The 20469-nt window shown below is 65.3% G+C and carries 14 protein-coding genes and 1 tRNA gene; 1 reads left to right on the top strand and 14 read right to left on the bottom strand.

Features of this window, described 5'->3' with window-relative positions:
* Positions 1 to 4 precede the first annotated feature (4 nt).
* Both leuS and QUW00_RS02375 read right to left on the bottom strand, forming a co-directional pair.
* Positions 5 to 2563: a leucine--tRNA ligase gene (leuS, locus tag QUW00_RS02380; protein WP_289612797.1), complete on the bottom strand. Its 2559-nt coding sequence runs from the start codon at positions 2561 to 2563 to the stop codon at positions 5 to 7.
* A gap of 252 nt (positions 2564 to 2815) precedes the next feature.
* Positions 2816 to 4327, bottom strand: coding sequence for an IMP dehydrogenase (locus QUW00_RS02375; RefSeq protein WP_289612796.1), 1512 nt, complete (start codon positions 4325 to 4327; stop codon positions 2816 to 2818).
* A 219-nt stretch (positions 4328 to 4546) separates the two neighbouring features.
* Here QUW00_RS02375 and QUW00_RS02370 point away from each other — a divergent pair, with 219 nt between their 5' ends.
* Positions 4547 to 4882, top strand: a complete 336-nt coding sequence (locus tag QUW00_RS02370; protein WP_289612795.1) for a winged helix-turn-helix domain-containing protein — start codon at positions 4547 to 4549, stop codon at positions 4880 to 4882.
* An 82-nt stretch (positions 4883 to 4964) separates the two neighbouring features.
* Here QUW00_RS02370 and QUW00_RS02365 read toward each other — a convergent pair whose 3' ends face one another.
* The 12 genes from QUW00_RS02365 to QUW00_RS02310 all read right to left on the bottom strand — a co-directional run bounded on the left by QUW00_RS02365 (position 4965) and on the right by QUW00_RS02310 (position 20321).
* Positions 4965 to 5540 carry a manganese efflux pump MntP gene (locus QUW00_RS02365; RefSeq protein ID WP_289612794.1) on the bottom strand — a complete coding sequence of 192 codons (576 nt, stop codon included), beginning with the start codon at positions 5538 to 5540 and terminating at the stop codon, positions 4965 to 4967.
* 75 nt (positions 5541 to 5615) lie between these two features.
* Complete coding sequence (locus QUW00_RS02360) at positions 5616 to 6707, bottom strand: PLP-dependent transferase (RefSeq protein ID WP_289612793.1); 1092 nt, start codon at positions 6705 to 6707, stop codon at positions 5616 to 5618.
* Positions 6708 to 6891: 184 nt separating this feature from the next.
* Positions 6892 to 8655 (bottom strand): threonine--tRNA ligase, encoded by a 1764-nt coding sequence (gene thrS, locus QUW00_RS02355; protein ID WP_289612792.1) that lies wholly within the window; start codon positions 8653 to 8655, stop codon positions 6892 to 6894.
* Between the two features lie 264 nt (positions 8656 to 8919).
* Positions 8920 to 9354 carry a double zinc ribbon domain-containing protein gene (locus tag QUW00_RS02350; protein WP_289612791.1) on the bottom strand — a complete coding sequence of 145 codons (435 nt, stop codon included), beginning with the start codon at positions 9352 to 9354 and terminating at the stop codon, positions 8920 to 8922.
* Between the two features lie 127 nt (positions 9355 to 9481).
* Positions 9482 to 10576 carry a M24 family metallopeptidase gene (locus QUW00_RS02345; protein WP_289612790.1) on the bottom strand — a complete coding sequence of 365 codons (1095 nt, stop codon included), beginning with the start codon at positions 10574 to 10576 and terminating at the stop codon, positions 9482 to 9484.
* 184 nt (positions 10577 to 10760) lie between these two features.
* Positions 10761 to 11891, bottom strand: coding sequence for an RlpA-like double-psi beta-barrel domain-containing protein (locus tag QUW00_RS02340; protein WP_289612789.1), 1131 nt, complete (start codon positions 11889 to 11891; stop codon positions 10761 to 10763).
* Positions 11892 to 12110: 219 nt separating this feature from the next.
* Entirely contained in the window at positions 12111 to 13484 is a 1374-nt protein-coding gene (locus tag QUW00_RS02335) for a bifunctional folylpolyglutamate synthase/dihydrofolate synthase (RefSeq protein ID WP_289612788.1), read from the bottom strand.
* Between the two features lie 318 nt (positions 13485 to 13802).
* Complete coding sequence (locus QUW00_RS02330) at positions 13803 to 16499, bottom strand: valine--tRNA ligase (protein WP_289612787.1); 2697 nt, start codon at positions 16497 to 16499, stop codon at positions 13803 to 13805.
* A 243-nt stretch (positions 16500 to 16742) separates the two neighbouring features.
* On the bottom strand, positions 16743 to 18122 hold the full coding sequence (gene clpX, locus QUW00_RS02325) for an ATP-dependent Clp protease ATP-binding subunit ClpX (RefSeq protein WP_289612786.1): 1380 nt from the start codon (positions 18120 to 18122) through the stop codon (positions 16743 to 16745).
* Entirely contained in the window at positions 18122 to 18745 is a 624-nt protein-coding gene (locus QUW00_RS02320) for an ATP-dependent Clp protease proteolytic subunit (protein ID WP_235421357.1), read from the bottom strand. Before QUW00_RS02320 ends, clpX begins: the two co-directional genes overlap by 1 nt.
* A gap of 130 nt (positions 18746 to 18875) precedes the next feature.
* The gene (gene tig, locus QUW00_RS02315) at positions 18876 to 20165 is read right to left on the bottom strand and encodes a trigger factor (RefSeq protein WP_289612785.1); all 1290 of its coding nucleotides are present in this window, start codon (positions 20163 to 20165) and stop codon (positions 18876 to 18878) included.
* Between the two features lie 72 nt (positions 20166 to 20237).
* A tRNA-Leu gene (locus QUW00_RS02310) sits at positions 20238 to 20321 on the bottom strand.
* Positions 20322 to 20469: the final 148 nt, after the last annotated feature.

The raw sequence follows: 20469 nt of genomic DNA, 5'->3' as shown, positions 1-20469 counted from the left end.
TCCGTTACTTCACCACGAGGTTCACGAGTTTGCCGGGGACGCAGATGGCCTTGACGACCGTCTTGCCCTCGAGCCAGCGCGCAGCGGCGCGCTCGGCCGCAGCCTGCATCTCCTCGGCGGTCGCATCGGTGGCGACCATGGTGTGGGCGCGCATCTTGCCGAGCACCTGCACGGCGATCTCGACCTCGTCCTCGACGGTCTCGGCCAGATCAAACGCCGGCCAGCTCGCCGTATAGGCGTACGAGTCGTTGCCGAGAGCGGCATGCCACAGCTCGTCTGCCCAGAACGGGCAGATGGGCGCCATGACCGAGACGATATCGGTCGCGACGAGCGAGCACAGCGCCGCGTCGAGCTTCTCGCCGGCGTTGATGTAGGCGCTCGCCGCGTTCACAAGCTCCATGATCGCGGAGATGGCGGTGTTGAACTGCTGGCGATCGAAGTCCTCGGTGCACTTGGCGATCGTGCGATGGCGCTCGCGGTACAGCTTCATGGCCGCCGCCGACAGCGAGGCCTTGTCCAGCTTAGCATGGGCGTCGCCGGCGTTGGCGAGGGTCCACACGATGCGCCAGGCGCGCTTGAGGAAGCGGTTGGCGCCCGCGACGGCGTCCTCATCCCAGTCGAAATCCTTCTCGGGCGGGGCGATGAACAGGATGGCGAGACGCATGGTGTCGGCGCCGTAGGGCTCGATGACGGAGGACGGCGGCACCACGTTGCCCTTGGACTTGGACATGGTCTCGCCGTTGGCGTCCTTCACCATGCCCTGGCACAGCAGGTTGGTGAACGGCTCGTCGACGTCGAGCATGCCCATGTCGCGCAGGGCCTTGGTGAAGAAGCGCGAGTACAGCAGATGCAGAATCGCATGCTCGATGCCGCCGATGTAGTTGTCGACCGGCATCCAGCGGTCGGCGGCCTCGCGGGAGAACGGGAGCTGCTCGTTGTGCGGATCGCAGTAGCGCAGGTAATACCAGCTGGAGCACGTGAACGTGTCCATGGTGTCGGTCTCGCGGCGGGCGGGCCTGCCGCAGACCGGGCACGTGGTCTCGTAGAACTCGGCGCACTCGGCGAGCGTCTCGCCCGCACCGAGGTCGAGGTTGTCGGGCAGCATGACCGGCAGCTGGTCCTCGGGCACCGGCACGATGCCGCAGTGCTCGCAGTGGATGGCCGGGATGGGGTTGCCCCAGTAGCGCTGGCGGGAGATCAGCCAGTCGCGCAAGCGGAACTCGACTTTGCGACGGCCGGTGCCGGCGGCCTCGAGGTCGGCTACGATCGCGGCCTCGCCCTCGGAGTGCTTGCCGCCGCGCATGCCGGTGTACTTGCCGGACTGCACGAGCGTGCCCTCGGCCGCGTGCGCGCAGTCCCAATCGACGGTCTCGGCGTGATAGGTGTCGATGGACTCCCCCGCCTCCTCGATGGCCGCGCGCTCGTCGTCCATGAGAATGATGGGCACGATGGGCAGGTCGTACTTGCGGGCGAACTCAAAGTCGCGCTGGTCGCCGCAGGGCACGGCCATGACGGCGCCGGTGCCGTAATCGGATACGACGTAGTCGGCCACCCACACGGGAACCTTCATCCCCGAGACGGGGTTCACGACGTAGCGGCCCGTGAAGGCACCGTGCTTCTCGAGCGTGCCCTGGGCGCGCTCGACGGCAGAGATCTTCTTCGCGCCCTCGACGATCGCCGTGACGGCATCCTCGTACTCGGTGCCCGCGACGAGGTCGTGCAGCCCCTCGTACTCGGGAGCGAGCAGGAAGAAGGTGCAGCCGAACAGCGTGTCGGCGCGGGTGGTGAACACGGTGATCTTCGTGTCGGTCGGCTCGCCCTGCTCGTCGCAGAGGGTGAAGTCTACCTCGGCGCCCTCAGAACGACCGATCCAGTTGGCCTGCATCTGCTTGACGCGCTCAGGCCAGCCGGGAAGCTTCTCGAGGTCGTCGAGGAGCTCCTGAGCGTAATCGGTGATCTTGAAGTACCACTGCTCCAGGTCGCGCTTCTCGGGCTCGGAGCCGCAGCGCCAGCACTTGCCCTCGGTCACCTGTTCGTTGGCAAGAACCGTCTTGCAGGTGGGGCACCAGTTGACCGGGCTCTTCTTGCGGTAGACCAGGCCGCGCTCCCACATTTTCTCGAAGATCCACTGGCCCCAGCGATAGTAGTCCGGGCTGCAGGTCTTGACCAAGCGGTCCATGTCATACGAAAAGCCCATGCGGCGCATGGTGGCAAGCGCCTGGTCCATGTTCTTATAGGTCCATGCCCCGGCCTGCGTGTTGTGCTTGATGGCGGCGTTCTCGGCGGGCAGGCCGAACGCATCGAAGCCGATGGGATGCAGGACGTCGAAGCCGCGCATGCGCGCCTGGCGCGCCATGGCGTCGCCGATCGTGTAGTTGCGCGCGTGGCCCATGTGCAGGTCGCCCGACGGATACGGGAACATCTCGAGCACGTACTTCTTGGGCTTGTCGGGATCGGCGTCGACCGCGAAGACGTTATCGCGGTCCCAGGCCTCGATCCACTTGTTCTCGATCGATGCCGCGTCGTACGCGGGGATCTCGGTATGCTCAGTGCAATCGCACATACAGGCTCCTTTGCGGATACAAACAGTAACGTTCCAGATTCTAGCAAAACGCTCGCTCATGATGGAGTGGACGGAGCCGGATATGCCCCATTCCCCATGATGACGGCTCAATCCTGCGCGACCGCCTCGCTCGCAGGGAGCACTCCATGGCGCGTACGCGATGTCACGTGACCACCGTAAGAGCAAGACAGGGGCTCTGCGGCATCGGCCGCAGAGCCCCTGTCGGGTTGCGCGATCAAAACGCGACGAAGCTTACTGATAGCTCACCGTCTGCTGGGAGTCCTTGACGACGACGTCGTGGGCGCCGCCCTCGACGATCGAGGTCGCCGAGACGAGCGTCAGGCGGGCCTTCTGCTGCAGCTCCTTGATGGTGAGCGCGCCGCAGTTGCACATGGTCGACTTGACCTTGTACAGGGTGCTGCTCACGCCGTCTTTGAGCGAGCCGGCATAGGGCACGTAGGAGTCGACGCCCTCGACGAAGGAGAGCTTGGCCGCTCCGCCCAGATCGTAGCGCTGCCAGTTGCGGGCGCGCGCGGAGCCCTCGCCCCAGTACTCCTTCATGTACTGGCCGTTGACGTTCACGCGCGAGGTCGGGCTCTCATCGAAGCGGGCGAAGTAGCGGCCGAGCATCATGAAGTCGGCGCCCATGGCGAGCGCGAGCGTCATGTGGTAGTCGTACACGATGCCGCCGTCGGAGCACACGGGCACATAGACGCCGGTCTCCTCGAAGTACTCGTCGCGCGCGCGGCACACGTCGATGAGCGCGGTGGCCTGGCCGCGGCCGATGCCCTTGGTCTCGCGGGTGATGCAGATGGAGCCGCCGCCGATGCCCACCTTGATGAAGTCGGCGCCGCAGTCAGCGAGGAAGCGGAAGCCGTCGGCGTCCACGACGTTGCCGGCGCCGACCTTGACGCTCTCGCCGTAGTTGGCGCGGATCCACTCGATGGTGCGCTTCTGCCACTCGGAGAAGCCCTCGGAGGAGTCGATGCACAAGACGTCGGCGCCGGCCTCGATGAGCAGCGGCACGCGCTCCGCGTAGTCGCGCGTGTTGATGCCCGCGCCCACCATGTAGCGCTTGTTGGCGTCGAGCAGCTCGTTGGGGTTGGTCTTATGCGAGTCGTAGTCCTTGCGGAACACGATGCCCACCAGGTGGTCGTTCTCGTCGACGCACGGCAGGGCATTCAGCTTGTTGTCCCAGATGACGTCGTTGGCGCGCTTGAGCGTGATGTCCTTGTCGCCCACGATGAGCTTCTCGCGCGGCGTCATGAACTCGGAGACCTTCTTGGAGTGGTCGTCGCGAGAAGGACGGTAGTCGCGGCTCGTCACGATGCCGAGCAGGCGACCGCGCGGGGTGCCGTCGTCGGTGACGGGCATGGTGGAGTGACCGGTCTTGTCCTTGAGCGCCATGACCTGCTCCATGGTCATGTCGGGGGTCAGCGTGGAATCGGACTCGACGAAGCCGGCCTTGTGGTCCTTGACGGCCTTGACCATGGCCGCCTCCTGCTCGGGGGTCTGGGAGCCGTAGATGAAGCTCATGCCGCCCTCGGTGGCGAGCGCCACGCCCATGTCCACGCCGGACACGGACTGCATGATCGCGGAGACCATGGGGATGTTCAGGCTGATGGAAGGCTCCTCGCCGCGCTTATAGCGCACGAGCGGGGTCTTAAGCGAAACGTTGTTGGGAATGCACTCGGAAGACGAGTAGCCGGGCACCAGGAGATACTCAGAGAACGTATGGGACTCACCGGGGAAAAACATTGCCATGGATACTCCTCCTCAGAGTTCGGGCGCGATCCGACGTCGGGCGCAGCGGCACCGACGACACGTCGCGCGGTTTCGCGGTCGAACCGTATGGCAGGACGGCTCGTTGAGCCATTGTAGTGCAACAATGCTGCTACAATGCCGTGTGGCACAAGATTTCAAGCATTTTGCCCACGGTCTTCGAAACGCCGAGGACGGGCTTTAGCGCAAAGGAGCGCGCAGATGGCGATTGTGGCGACAGCACGGCTCAAGTTCAAAAATTCCGACGTCGAGGCGCCCGGGGCCTTCGGCTACGGCATCGCGCTGCTGCTCGCCGGCGTCGAGGAGGAGCACTCCCTCAACCGCGCCGCCAAGCGCATGGGTATGGCCTACTCCAAGGCGTGGCGCATCGTGCGCGAGGCGGAGGCGCAGCTGGGATACGACCTGCTCGCGCGCGATGGAGCCCGCGGGTCGACGCTCACCGACAAGGGAAAGCGCGCGCTCGAGGTGTTCTGGTCCATCCAGCGCGACGTCGACGCGATCCTCGCGCAGCGCGCCCACGAGCTTGAAGACCTCTAACGCGCGTACGACGTGTATTCAGGCCGCGGGTAAAACGGGGTCGGGCGCGTTTTCAGCCGACTTCTCACCGGGTGGCCGCCGATTAGCCGATCAGGGCCTTGAGTCCGATGACGATCAGCACCACGCCGCCTGCGATCGTGGCGCGCGGGCCGAAGTGGGCGCCGAGCCTGCGCCCGACAACCAGCACGGCCAGGCAGCACAGCAGCGTCGTGACGCCGATGGCGCCGCCGTAGAGCACGATGTCCTTGCCGCCCGCCGCAAACGACACGCCGACGACGAACGCATCGATGGAGGTGGCGACGGCCTCCATGAAGATCGTCGGCCAGGTGAGACGGCTCGCGGGACAGCTCTCCGGCTCGCGCAGCTCGCGCGCGGCCTCCCACACCATCTTGCCGCCCACGAACGCGAGGATGGCAAACGAGACGATACCGGCGTACGCCTCGATGAGGGGGGCCACGAGCGTGCCGCCGAAATAGCCGGCGATGGGCATACCCATCTGGAACAGCGCGAAGGCGATCGGCATGGCGAGCTTTTTGGAGCGCGGCATGTCGGGTTCGCACAGCGAGTTGGAAAGGGTGACGGCCATGGCGTCCATGGCGAGCGCGACGCCCAAGATGAGCGCCTCAGCCAGATTGGCAAGGGTAAACGAAGCGATCATGACATCCTCCCCGACTGTCAGATCGTAGGGTTATGCGTTCAGGTTGTGAGGGGCGCCGGGCGCCAGCTTCGCCGATCAGGCGTGAGGAGGATTGCAGAACAGGCGCAGGGCCTGCTCGAGGCTGTCGACGATGTCCAGCGGATCGTCGAGCCCGGCGAACAGGCGGATGTAGTGCGACTCGTCGCCGCACAGAGGAGAGAGGCGCGTGAGCCTTCCGCCGGCAGGATGCGTGCGGTTGGAGCAGGAACACGCCGCCATGAACGCCCCGGCGCGAGCGCAATCGGGCAGCTCGAAATCGACGGCGGGTCCGAAGCCGTGCATGAGCGTGCGGGCGGCGACATCGAAATCGGGATGGGACTTCAGGCCGGGGTAACCGACAAAGCCGACAACGGGATTCGCAGCGAGATACTCAGCCACGACGCGCGCGTGATCGGCATGACGCTGCATGCGCTCGGCCAGCGAGCTCAGGCCGTCGGCGATAGCGGCAACGTCGCACTCGTCGATATCGGGCACCGCATGCGACATCTCCCCACCCAGACGCTGGGCAAGCAGGCGGTACGCCTTGCGCGCGGCGTCGTCGGGCTGCGCCTTCTTGCCACGACCCCGAAGATCGCGGGCGACGGCGATACCGACCACCGGCGCATTCAAAGATCCGCCGGCGACGCGATCGAGCGCCTCGAGGGCGATGTGCGCACCGAGTTCGAGCGGATGGCATCCCCACGACGAGGGGACGGTGTTGTCGACCAGCAGAATCGCTCCGACGCGACGAGCAGCCTCGGCAAGGACGCGGATATCGGGCACGCGCAGGCCGCGGCACCCGATCGATTCGACGAACCAGTACAGCTGGTCGAAGGAGGCGCCGGCACCGTCGGCATAGGAAGCATGGCCCTCGACGAAGCGCTGGGACGCCGGATGGGCGTGCGCGTTCGTGGCGGCGACATACGCTTCGGGCGTCAGATCGGCAGCAAACGAGAGCGAACGGGCGCCGAAGCGGGCGCAGAACTCGTCGGTCGCATCGGTCGCGCGCATGACGAGTCGGTCGCCCGGACCGATCAGGCCGAGCTTGGCTATGGCTTCGGCAACGTTTTGGGCGCGCAGAAACCAGGCGCAGCGCGCACCCTGCGCCTCCGCATAGCTTCGCGTAAGCTCCTGAAACGACTGAGTCACGTTCGACCAACCTCCCCGGGCACCCCAACCTCACCAGTATAGCGGGCAAAACCGCATCGTGCTGTCGCGTTAACGCTTTTTAGCAGGAGGGCGATTCCGAAGCCCTTGAGGGACCCTACAAAACGCCCCTTTCGAGCATCGAAGCGATCGAAAGGGGCGTCTGCGTTCACCTACGTGTCGTGACCTAGCTGCAGCGCTCTGAAATCTCGGCGCTCACCTGCGCGATGAACTCCTCGACCGTGGAGGCATGCGTCTCGTTCGTGCGGTCGCGCACGGAGATGTTGCCCGCCTCGGCCTCCTTCTCGCCCAGGATGAGCATGTAGGGCACGCGGTCCACGCCGCGGGCCTCACGGATCTTGTAGCCGATCTTCTCGTCGCGATCGTCCACGACCACGCGGATGCCGGCGGCATCGAGCTGGTCGGCAACGGTGTGAGCGTAGGCGCGGCTCTTCTCGGACACGGGCAGGACCTTCACCTGCACCGGCGCGAGCCACGTGGGGAACTTGCCCGCGTAGTGCTCGATCAGGATGCCGATGAAGCGCTCGATGGAGCCGAATGCCACACGGTGCAGCATGATGGGGCGCTTCTTGGTGCCGTCGGCGTCGGTGTACTCCAGATCGAAGTTGATCGGCATCTGGAAGTCGAGCTGGACGGTGCCGCACTGCCAGGTGCGGCCGAGCGAGTCCTCCAGATGGAAGTCGATCTTGGGGCCGTAGAAGGCGCCGTCGCCCTCGTTGATGACGTAGTCCTTGCCCAGGCGCTCGAGCGCCTCGCGCAGGCCGGCCTCGGCGCGCTCCCAGTCCTCATCGGAGCCCATGGAGTCCTCGGGGCGCGTGGAGAGCTCGAGATGATAGGTGAAGCCGAACTTCTGGTACACGGAGTCGATGAGGTTCACCACGCCCACGATCTCGTCGGTCAGCTGGTCGGGACGTACGAACAGGTGCGCGTCGTCCTGGTTGAAGCAGCGCACGCGGAACAGGCCGTGCAGGGCGCCCTTGAGCTCGTGGCGGTGCACCAGGCCGATCTCGCCGGCGCGAATGGGCAACTCGCGGTAGCTGTGCGGATGGCTCTTGTACACGAGCACGCCGCCCGGGCAGTTCATCGGCTTGATGCAGTACTCCTCATCATCGATGATGGTGGAGTACATGTTGTCCTTGTAGTGGTCCCAGTGGCCGGAGGTCTTCCACAGCTGCTTGTTCATGATGAGCGGCGTGGAGATCTCCACGTAGCCGGCGGCGTGGTGGATCTCGCGCCAGTAGTCGAGCAGCTGGTTTTTCAAGATCATGCCGTTGGGCAGGAAGAACGGGAAGCCGGGCGCCTCGTCGCGCATCATGAACAGGTCCATGTCGCGGCCGATCTTGCGGTGGTCGCGCTTCTTGGCCTCCTCGATCATGCGCAGGTGCTCGTCGAGCTCCTCCTTGGTGGCAAACGCCGTGCCGTTCACGCGCGTGAGCATCTTGTTGTTCTTGTCGGCCTTCCAGTAGGCGCCCGAGACGCCGGTGAGCTTGAAGGCCTTCAAGGCCTTGGTGTAGGTGATGTGCGGGCCGACGCACATATCGATGTAGTCGCCCTGCTGGAAGAAGGTGATGCGCGCATCCTCGTCAAGGTCGCCGATATGCTCGACTTTGTACTTCTCGCCGCGCTCCTCCATGAGGGCGATCGCCTCGGCGCGCGGAAGCTCGAAGGTCTGGAACTTGAGGTTCTCCTTGACGATCTTTTTCATCTCGTCTTCGATGGCGGGAAGATCGTCTTCGGACAGCGTCTCATCGCCCAGGTCGACATCGTAGTAGAAGCCGTTGTCGGTGGCGGGACCGTAGGCGAAATCGGCCTGCGGATACAGGCGCTTGATGGCCTGCGCCATGATATGGGCGGCGGAGTGACGGATGACGTGCGTGACCTCGTCAGCGGGCAGCTCGGCAATGGATCCGTCGTTGAACAGCGCTTTCATGGGTTCTCCTTAGCGGTATACCCGCCCATGCAGGCGCGCCGGAACGGCGCACCCCGGGCGGGGCTCATTCGATCGCGTCGCGCCGCGGGCGACGAGCGCCCGGCGCGTATGTGGCGCCTGTCCGTGACCTCGCGGGCAAGTAGAGGGCAGACGCCTAGATAGTCTGAATCAGAGGGATGAGATGGGGCGCACGAAGCATCGTAGCAAGCCTTTCAAGTCGGATGCCGTAAAGCGAAAGGGGCCGCTCGCGCGGCCCGGACATGGTTACTGGATGTGGGTACGGCAGTACGGGCACACCTTCCAGTGCGCATCCAGCGGGCGATGGCACGAGGGGCAGACGTTGCGCACCTGCGTGTTGCACACCGGGCAGACGACGAAGTCCTTCTCGATGGGAGAACCGCACTGGGGGCACGTGCCGTACGCGGAGAGCTGACGCTCGCGCAGCGCCATATCGAGCTCCTGCTCCTCGCGATCGGCGAGGTAGGAGCTGGGACGCAGCACGAGATAGGCGATCAGGCCGACCAGCGGGATGAGGCCGACGATGCCCCATGCCCAGAAGGCGCGAACGCCACGGCGCTTCGCGTCGATGAACACATAGACGACCGACAGCACGTACAGTGCGGCGATGAAGCCCACGAACAGGTAGATGGCCATCTGAAGCTGGGGAGACATGAGCTCCTGAAGTATGGTGTCGAGCATGAGCCACTCAGCCTTTCAGTCCCGAAAATCGCACAAACTCGGTTTGACATTCTATACCGAACGCACGATTACCGCCAGCTGACACGCTTTCGTCATACGTCCGACGAAACGAAGGCGCCGTTTCGTCCTATGCGAGATCGAGGCGCCGCGGGTCTTTCGGGTAGGAGTTCAGCACCTCAGCGCCATCCTCGGTCACCAAGACGAGATCCTCGATGCGCACGCCCGTGCGCCCGGGGATATAGATTCCCGGTTCGATGGAAAAGGTCATACCGGGGCGCGCCGCATCGGTGTTGACGGCGGACACGTCGCCCGGCTCATGGTCCTGCAGGCCTATGGAATGGCCAAGCCGGTGCGTGAAGTAGGCCCCGTAGCCCGCCTCCTCGATGATGCGGCGAGCACAGCGGTCCAGATCGCACAGCGGAACACCCGGCGCGACAAGCGCCTCCGCCGCTTCGTTCGCACGCAGCACGACGTCGTAGATGCGCCGCGTCTCCTCGTCCACCTCGCCCCAGAAAAACGTACGGGTCATGTCGGAGCAGTAACCGTGCGCCTGGCCACCGATATCGAACAGCACGACCTGGCCGGCGCGCAACGCGGTGTCGTCGGGCTCGTGATGCGGATCGGCGGCGTTGGCCCCAAAGCTCACGATCGGCGGGAACGAGAACGCTTCTGCCCCGTGGGCGCGATACACATCGAGCATGCGGGCGGCTATCTCGCGCTCCGTGACGCCCTCGTGCAGCAGGGCGGGAAGCTCCCCCATCACCGCGTCGTTGATGCGGCTGGAGGCGCGCATGAGCTCCCGCTCGCGCACGTCCTTGATGGCGCGGGTTCGCTCGACCGCAAAGGAGCCCAAAAAGAAATCGGATGCCAGCCCGCGCTCCATGAGCGGCAGCAGAAATCCCGAACGCATCTGCGCGTCGACGCCTAGCGGGAGATGCGAATCGATGTGGCGAGCGAGGACCTCGGCGATATCGTCGGTGTCGTCGAAGATGACGACCTCGGCGTTATCGTAGGCGTCAATGGGATACAGGGCGTTGCAGAAGATGATCGGAGCCGCCGCCGGGCGCAGCAGCACCCCCGAGAACCGCTCGAACATCTCGGCATAGAAACCCGTCAGGTAGAAAATCGACCAGGGGTCGGTTACGAGCAGCTGCGCGTGCGGCCGCTTCTCCTCCAGCGCTTTCGCGACGCGCGCGACGCGATCCTCATCGACATGTCCCATAGCGGTCCCTTCAATCGGCCTTGCATGCACCATCATCATACGTCTGATGGCGGCGCACGGCGCGGTACGGGAGCGCTTGTCCGACAGAACTTGACGACTGAAAAGAAAATGCCTCGCACCGCAAGGGTGCGAGGCGCGCATTCACTGCCGAGGGGCTCCCGGGCCCCATAGAGGTGCCGGTCGTCTAGAGGAACCGGTACTGCACGGTATCCACGCCGACGGACAAAAAGCCGAGCGCGCGGGCGACCGCCGGCTGCATATCGATCACGCGGCCGTGCACATAGGGACCGCGGTCGTTGACGACGGCGATGACGGAACGCCCGTTGTAGCGGATCTCGACGTAGGTGCCGAGCGGCACGTTGAGCATGGCCACGCCCATCGAGGTCTCGGTGACGATATCGCCGCTCGCCGTCACGCCGCCCATGAAGCCGTCGCCGGTACCGTAATGCGAGGCGACACCGGACAGCCAGCCGCTCTCGTTGCTCGAGGAGCCCGAATCGGGCTCGGGATCGGGGTCGGGCGCGGGCGCGGGCGTCTGCTGAGCGCCCTCGGAGCTGCCCGATCCGTCGGATGACGGCGCGTCGTCGGAGCTATTCCCGCCCTCGGCGCTCCCCTGCTGGGGTTCGGACGCGGAATCGGATCCCCCGCTCATCTGCTGCTCGACCTTGGCGGCCTCGGCGGCCGCAGCGCGGGCGGCAGCGGCCTCGGCGGCGTCCTCGCTCGCAGCGCGCTGCTGCAGGGCGGCGCGGGCGGCGGAGACCTGCTCGAGGGCCTCGGCGGCGCGCTTCTCCTGCTCGGCGACCTCGTCGCGCGTGGCGGAGATCTTGGCGAGCTTCTCATTGAGGTCCGTGCGCGCCTGCTCGTAGTCGTTCAGGGCATCGACGTTGTCATCCTGGACGGCCGTGAGGTACTTGGTCTGCGTGATGAAATCGGACAGCGAGTCGGCGCAGAACAGCATGGAGACGATATTGGACGAGGACTGGCGCATCTTGTAGAGATTGGCCGCGGCATCGGAAGCGCGGTCGCGCTGCTCAGGGATGACGTCCTGCTCGATGTGCATGATCTCGTCGGCGAGATCGTCAATCTGGCCGTCGAGCTCGGCAACCTTGGCGGTGGCCTCCTCGTGGGCGGCAGCGGCATCCTGCACCTGCGCGGTCAGGCTCGCAAGCTCGGCTAAGGTCTGCTGAGACGCAGCGAACGCCCGATTGCCGAACGGTGCGCAGACGCCGGCGCTCGCGATGGCGAGCGTCAGGCCCACCGTGCAGGCGATGCGCGCGGGGCGCGAGAATCGGAATCCGGATTCGATATCCGTCATAGGCAAGCGACTCCTATCTGTCCATTACGTCGCTCACCAGTATAGGTCAGACATTCACCTTAAAGTAGAACTTGAAGATTTCTACACGAGCCCGCGATATGCATACCTTGAGCTGGTGTTTTTTCGTTCTTCCCATGATGTACGCGTCCTCAGGTTCAGGCTTCAGGTATCTCGCTTCTTGCAAAACGACGGACCGGATGCGCTCGGTCGCGCACGCGTTCAGCCCCTGACGAGCCCTGCGACCTCGCCGGCAAGCGTGATCGTTCCGGCGGCGACCAGCGGCTCGCCTGCCGCTGAAAACGCCGCGAGCGCGTCGGCGACCGTCGGGTGCACCGCGACCAGATCGGATGCCTCCCTCCCCTCGCGCGCGAGCTCATCGGAAACGATGGTCGCAAGCTCGTGCGGGGCAAGCGCGCGATCGGATGCGGTGGCGGTCACAGCGATGCGCGGGAACGCCGGAACAAGGATGCGGACGATGCGGGAGACATCCTTATCGGACAGCGCCGCGATGAGCAGTACTGGCCGCGCGCTGATGTCAGAATCGATCTCGTCGAGTGCGGCGACAAAGTTCTCGCAGCTCTGGGGGTTGTGGCATGCGTCGATGAGCACGAGCGGATCGGTGCGCACCACATCGAAGCGCCCGGGCGTGGGGCAGGCGGCAAGGCTTGCCTGCAGGCGGCCGGCATCGAGCGCGCGGCCCAGATACGCCTCGCAAAGGCAGACGGCACATGCAGCGTTTTGCGGCTGGTAGCTCGGCTTCGGAATGCGCAGCTCATAGGTGGCGCGCGCGGTGGGAACCGAAAACGCGATCGCATCGCCTAAGCGCTTGGGCAGCGCACGGACCTCATGGGCCGCCACGAGCGGATGCACGCCGCAGGCCTCGCAGCGCTCGTCCATCACGCGCTGGACCGACGGCTCGTGCGTCCCCTCCCCCAGCACCACGACGCGCCCCGGCTTGATCACGGCGGCCTTCTCTCGGGCTATGGCCTCGAGCGTATCGCCTAGGATGCGCATATGGTCCAAGCCGATGCCCGTGATGGCGACCGCGACGGGATCGGTCGCGCTCGTCGCGTCCCAGCGGCCGCCCATGCCCACCTCGAGCACGGCAACATCGATGCGCGCCTCGGCGAACACGACGAGCGCCGCCACGGTCAGCAGATCGAACGGTGTGATGGTGTACGCGAGATCGCCCGCCGCCGTGCGCGCAGCGTTGACGCGCCGGCCCGCCTCGACGGCGACGGAGACGCCGTGGGCGAACGCCGCATCCGAGACGACGCGACCGTCGATCTCCATGCGCTCCGGATAGCGCACGAGCTGGGGCGAGGTGTACAGGGCGGTGTGCAGGCCCTCCCCGTGCAGGATGGCCGCGGCAAAACGCGTCGTCGACGTCTTGCCGTTGGTGCCTGCGACCTGCAGGCAATCAAAGTGCTCATCGGGTCGCTCGAGCTCGTTGAGCATATCGATGACGGTCTCGAGCAAAGGGCCGGCATCACCCGAGATGCGACCGGTGTCGGCGGCGAGGGCGACAGCCTCGTCAAAACCGAGCTCGGGCACCTCGAAGGGCACCGTATAGGCTCCTGCACGCTTTGGCATGGAATATCAGCTCCTACGTTTCTCGTGATCCGGAGTGATCGGGGCTATCAGGGCGAACCAGATGGTAGCACTCATGGCGACATCGGGCGATGTACACGGCACGGCGCGCCGCACGCCGCCCCTGATCGGCGAAGGCCGGCGTCATCACGCGACAAAAGGCCCCGGGCGATGCATGTCTTCACACATCACCCGGGGCCCGTCCTTACACGGACTCGTCACAGCACAGGCGCCTTCCAGCGCGGCGAAACGCCTGCGGTACGCACACCCCCGCCGTTCCGGCAGCTGGAAGGCGAGATCGGCAAACCCGATGCAGCCGGCTTACGCGAAATCGGCGAGCTGTGCCGTCAGCGCCGCGATCTCGGCCTCGAGCTCGGCGGCGCGCTCGCGCTTCTTGGCGACGACCTCGGGTGCCGCCTTGGCGATGAAGCCCTCGTTGGAAAGCGTCTTGTTGGCGCTCGCGAGCTCCTTTTCGTCCTTGGCGATAGCCTTCTCGATACGCGCCTTCTCGGCGGCGAAATCCACCAGGTCGCCCACGATCACGTACGCATCGAAATCGGGACCGGCAAGGGCGATGGCGGCCTCGGGCTTCGCGAAGCCCTCCTCGCCCGCAACCGTGAGTTCGCTCACGTTCGCCAGGCTGCAGATAAAGCCGTTCATGCCGTCGATGGCCTGCGCGGCGACATCGCTATGGGCGCACACCACGACCGGCAGCGCCTCCTTGGGGCTCAGACGGTAGCGGGCACGCGTGGAGCGCACATCGGTCACCACGGCGCGCGTCAGCTCGAAGGCGAGCTCGGCGGGCTCGTCGACCCACTTCTCGTAATCGGCGGGCTCGGGCCATGCGGCGACCATGAGGGCGCTCGCGCGCTCGCCGTCCATGTCGAGGCAGCTCGCGGGCATGGCATCCCAGATGGCCTCGGTCACGAACGGCATGAGCGGGTGCATGAGGCGCAGGGAGGTGTCCAGCACGAAGATGAGGTTGCGCTGCGCCTGCAGGCGTGCTCCCTCGTCCTTCAGGCGGGCCTTGGTGACCTCGACGTACCAGTCGCAGACCTCGTTCCAGAAGAACTGCTGCACACTGCGGGCGACATCGCCGAAGGTATAGGTCTCGACGCCGTCGGTCACGCCCTTCACGGTCTTGGCGAGACGGCTGAACATCCAAGCGTCCGCGGCGGTCTCGGCGACCGGCTCGCCCGGCGTGTAGCCCTCCATGTTCATGAGCAGGAAGCGGCTCGCGTTCCAGATCTTCGTGACGAAGGCGCGCGCCTGCTCGGTACGGGGGCTGCCCAAGAACTCATGCGTCTTCTTATCGATATCGGCGTCGAACTTGACGTCCTGGTTGTTGGTGAACAGCGACAGCAGGTTGAAGCGCATGGCGTCGGCGCCGTACTTGTCCATGAGGTCCATGGGGTCCACACCGTTGCCCTTGGACTTGGACATGCGGCTGCCGTCCTTGGCGAGGATCGTCGGATAGATGACGACGTCGGAAAACGGCTCCTCGCCCAGGAAGTACTCGGAGCTCATGATCATGCGGGCGACCCACAGCGCGATGATGTCGCGGGCGGTGACGAGCGCCGTGGTGGGATGATGTCCCTCGAGCGCCGCCGGGTTCTGGGGCCAGCCCTGCGTGGCGAAGGTCCACAGCTGCGAGCTGAACCAGGTATCGAGCACGTTCTCGTCCTGATGCACGTGGCGGCCGCCGCACTTCGGGCACACGTCGGTGTCCTCCATGAGCGCGTCCTCCCAGCCGCAGTCCTCGCAGTAGAACACGGGAATGCGGTGGCCCCACCACAGCTGGCGGGAGATGCACCAGTCCTTCAGGTTCTCCATCCAGGTGAGGTAGGACTGCTTCCAGCGATCGGCGTTGAAGCGCACGCGGCCGCTCTCGACGGCGTCGATAGCCGGCTGCTTGAGCTTGTCGACCGCGACGAACCACTGCTCGGACAGCCACGGCTCGAGCGTGGTGTCGCAGCGGTAGCAATGCATGACGGAGTGGTCGTGCTCCTCGATGTGGTCGAGCAAACCGTGCTCCTCGAACCACGCGACGACGGCCTCGCGGCACTCGTCGCGGGTCATGCCGGTAAATTCGCCATAGCCCTCGACCACGACGGCGTGCTCGTCGAAGATGTTGATCTGCGGCAGGTCGTGGGCGACCCCCATGGCGTAGTCGTTGGGGTCGTGCGCCGGCGTGACCTTGACGAAGCCCGAGCCGAAGCCGGCGTCGACATGCCAGTCCTCAAAAATCGGAATCTCGCGGTCCACGATGGGCAGCATCACGGTCTTGCCCACGAAGGCGGCCTTCTCGGGGTCCTTCGGCGAGACCGCCACACCGGTGTCGCCGAGCATGGTCTCGGGACGCGTGGTGGCGACGACGATGTACTCCTGGCCGTTCACGGGCTCGGTCAGCGGGTAGCGCAGGTGCCACAGGTGACCGGACTCCTCCTTGTACTCCGCCTCGTCGTCGGAGATGGCCGTCGTGCACGACGGGCACCAGTTGACGATGCGCTTGCCGCGGTAGATCAGGCCGTCGTGGTACCAGTCGCAGAAGACCTTGCGGACCGCCTCGGCGTAGTCGGCATCCATGGTGAAGCGCTCGTGCTCGAAGTCGACCGAGCAGCCCATGCGCTTGATCTGCTCCTTGATGGTGCCGCCGTACTCGTGCGTCCAGTCCCAGCAGGCGTCCAGGAAGGCCTCGCGTCCCATCTCGAGGCGGTTCTTGCCCTCCTCCTTGAGTTTCTTGTCCACCTTGGTCTGCGTGGCGATACCGGCATGGTCGGTACCCAAGATCCATTGGGTCGAGCGGCCGCGCATGCGCGCCTGGCGCACGATGGCATCCTGGATGGAGTCGTCGAGCGCGTGACCCATATGCAGCTTGCCGGTCACATTGGGCGGCGGGATGGTGACGGTGCAGTCGCCCACGCCCGGACGGCGCTGGTAGTAGCCCCCATCGAGCCACTTCTGCAGGATCTTCGGCTCGTTCTCTGCCGGTTCATATGTCTTGGGCATCTCTTCCATGCGAAATTCCCTTTCTGTTGCGATACACAAGAGATGAGGTTACCACGAAAGCGCCCACGCGCCGTGCGAGCAGGCAAGATTAACCGACCGTGCACATGCCGCCCGCGGGATAGAAGCCCGCCGCGGGGACTCGCCGTTCATCATCAGGACAGCCCTGCACGCAAAGGGCCGCTGCGAACTTACGCAGCGGCCCTTTGCGTGCAATGACGTAAAACGTCCCCATCCCAAAACGGGTCGGGCGGGTTAGTCGAGGTCGACGTCGAAGACGCGACGGGGCTGCTCCTCGCCGCGCACGGAGGCGGCGGTCACCACGACGCGCGTCACGCCCTCCTCGCTCGGCAGGTCGAACATGGTTTGCTGCAGCAGGTCCTCGCAGATGCTGCGCAGGCCGCGAGCACCGGTCTTGCGCGCAAGTGCGAGCTTGGCGATCTCGTGCAGCGCCTCGTCCTCGAACTCGAGGTCGCAGTTCTCGAGCTCGAACATCTTGCGGTACTGGCGAACGATCGCGTTTTTCGGCTCGGTGAGGATCGACACGAGGTCGTCTTCGGCAAGCGCGTTGGTCTGCGTGATGACCGGCGTACGGCCGATGAACTCAGGGATCATGCCGAACGCGTTCAGGTCCTGCGGGAGCACCTGCTTGAGCAGATCGTTCTCGTCGGCGCTCGTGGGCCCGGCGATCTCGGAGTTGAAGCCGACGCCCTTGTTGCCGACGCGGTCGGAGATGATCTTATCGAGCCCCACGAAGGCGCCGCCGCAGATGAACAGGATGTTCGTGGTATCGATCTGGATGAGCTCCTGCTGCGGGTGCTTGCGGCCGCCGGTGGGCGGCACGCTCGCCACCGTGCCCTCGAGGATCTTCAGCAGCGCCTGCTGCACGCCCTCGCCCGACACGTCGCGCGTGATGGAGAGGTTCTCGGCCTTGCGCGCGATCTTGTCGATCTCATCCACGTAGATGATGCCGATCTGCGCGCGAGCGACGTCGCCGTCGGCGGCGTTGATGAGCTTGAGCAGGATGTTCTCGACGTCCTCGCCCACGTAGCCCGCCTCGGTGAGCGCCGTGGCGTCCGCGATGGCGAAGGGCACCTCGAGGATGCGCGCGAGCGTCTGGGCGAGCAGCGTCTTGCCCGTACCGGTCGGGCCGAGCAGCAAGATGTTGCTCTTGGCGAGCTCAACGTCGTCGAGGCCGGCCGGATCGGCCGCATCGGGCTCCGCCTCGTGCTCGAGCACGCGGCGGTAGTGGTTGTAGACCGCGACCGACATGGCGCGCTTCGCGTCCTCCTGGCCCATGACGTATGCGGACAGCTCATCATAGATCTGATGAGGCGTCGGGACGCGCGTGATCAAGCGAGAGGCGACGTGCGCATCATCGGCCTCAGGCGCCGCCTCGGGCTCGGGGGCAGAATAGGCCATGCCCGCAGGAGGATAGGCCATGTGCTGCTGCTCGGCCAGGAAATCCTGGGCGAGCGACTCCTCGAGGATCTCGGAGCAGGCCGCGACGCACTCGTCGCAGATGAAGATGTTGCTCGGCCCCTTGACGAGCTTGCGCACCTGGTCTTGGGTCTTCCCGCAAAACGAGCAGTGGATGGGACCGAAGTACATCTGATCGGACGTGGTGTCTGCCATTACTCGGCACTCCCCTTGACAGCCTCGGAGCGGGACGTGATGACGCGGTCCACGAGACCGTAGGCCAAGGCGTCCGCGGCGCGCATGTAGTGGTCGCGCTCGGTATCGGCCTCGACCTTCTCGAACGGCTGGCCCGTGGCGTCGGCCAGGATCTGGTTGAGGTTGCGGCGGTTCTCCTGGATCTCGCGGGCAACGATCTCGATCTCGGTCTGCTGTCCCTGGACGCCGCCGCTGGGCTGGTGAATCATGACCATGGAGTTGGGCAGGCAGAAGCGCTTGCCGCGCGCACCGCTCGCAAGCAGCACCGCGGCCATGGAGGCGGCCATGCCCACGCAGATGGTCGAGACGTCGGGCTTGATGAAGTTCATGGTGTCGAGGATGGCGAGACCCGAGTACACCTCGCCGCCGGGCGAGTTGATGTACAGCGAGATGTCCTTCTCGGAATCCTGGCTCTCGAGGTGGAGCAGCTGCGCGATGACCAGGTTCGCGGTCACGGAGTTGATCTCCTCGCCGAGGAAGATGATGCGGTCGTTGAGCAGGCGGGAATAGATGTCGTAGCTGCGCTCGCCGCGCGGCGTCTGCTCGATGACATACGGCACGAGCGCGGAATCGATCCTGTGCATGGAACTCTCCTGTCCCTATCGTTCCAACATAAGCGTTACGGTGCACGGCGGACGGCCTGCGCCCGCAATCGATGCACCGTAACACACAATCCGGTCTCCCGGTATGATACCCGCCTCGCGGCGGTTTTCACTACTCGGCGTCAGCCTTCGCGAACTCGTCAACCTCGGTCACGACGGCGGTCTCGACGAGCCAGTCGCAAGCCTTGGAGCGACGAATGGAGTCGCGGATGGCGGGCATGCGGCCCTCGGCGATGAAGGCAGCCTTGGACGCAGCCGGATCCTCGACGCCAGCGCGCTCGAACTCGGCGTCGACGTCCTCATCGGTGACCTCGACCTTGAGCTCGCGAGCGAGCGCGTCGAGGGCGAGGGACTCGCGGGCGACGTCGTCGGCCTGACGGTGCAGGTCGGCAAGGAAGGCCTCGGTGGACATGTTGGACATCTGCAGCCAGGTGTCCAGCGACATGCCACGGCCGGCCAGGCTCTGGAGGAAGTTCTGGCCGAGCTCGGAGAAGACGGACTGCTCGTAGTCCTCGTCGACCTTCTCGAGATCGAGACGCTCGGCGAGCTTGGCGACGGCGCGGTTCTCCTTGATGCCGGGGAGCTTGGAGCTCTTGTCGGCGTCGAGCTCGATCTTCACGGCGTCACGCATGGCGGCGACGTCGTCGAAGCCGAAGGACTCCTTGGCGAACTCGTCGGTGAGCTCGGGCAGGGTGCGCTCGCGGATGCCCTTGACGGTGACCTTGACGGTGACCTCCTCGGCATCGTCGCCCTCAGGCGTCCAGGAGATCTCCTTGGACTCATCGACGGCCATGCCGATCAGGCCCTCGTCGAAGGCGGCGGAGATGCTGCCGGAGCCGGCGACGATCATGCGGCCCTCGCCCGCCAGCGCCTCGGCGCCCTTGACGTCCTCGATGTCGACGGTGACGTAATCGCCCTCGGCGACCGGACGCTCAACGTCGGAGAACGACGCGTGATAGCCCAGGAGCATGTCGATCTGAGCGTCGATCTCGCCCTCGGTGACCTCCGCGGGAGGCATCTCGATCTCGACGGGATCGTAGGAGGTGAGCTCGCAGCTCGGACGGAGCGCGAACTCGATGGTGTAGACGTAGTCCTCGTGGTCGACGAGCATGTTGTCGACACCGCTGTAGTCGGCCTCCTTGACCGGGACGATGTCGAGCTCGTTGATGACCTGCGGCTCGTTGGCGCGCAGCACGTCCTCGGTGGCCTGGGCGAGCACCGCCTGGCTGCCGAGCATGTTATCGATGACGGGACGGGGAGCATGACCAGCACGGAAGCCCGGGAAGCGGTACTTCTTGGCAGCCTCGCGGTAGGCCTTCTTGATGGCAGCGTCGACGTCGGCGGCCGGGATGGTGACCGTCGCGGTGAGCTTTGCGTCCTTCACGTCAGAAGTGATGTTCAACGTTCCTCCTCTTGCCTGCTTCGGCATGGTTAGGGTGCCGATAGCCCTTGGTAGATGACCTGATGTGCACGATGGTGCGGGCGAAAGGACTCGAACCTTCACGGGAAGCCCACTGGAACCTAAATCCAGCGCGTCTACCAATTCCGCCACGCCCGCAGTTTGCGCACAGCTTAGGAATGATAGCAGATGTGGCCAGCGTGCGCGCGGCGAAGGTTTCGCCCCTTCCCCACGCTCACGCGACGCGCACAAGCCCGCCCAAGACAAGCGGGGCGGACCTGTTGCGCTCATCGGTTCCCGTCGGTCC

The sequence above is a fragment of the Collinsella tanakaei genome (assembly GCF_030373545.1).
Taxonomy (GTDB): domain Bacteria; phylum Actinomycetota; class Coriobacteriia; order Coriobacteriales; family Coriobacteriaceae; genus Collinsella; species Collinsella tanakaei_C.
This window is presented reverse-complemented; position numbering and strand designations above follow the sequence as displayed.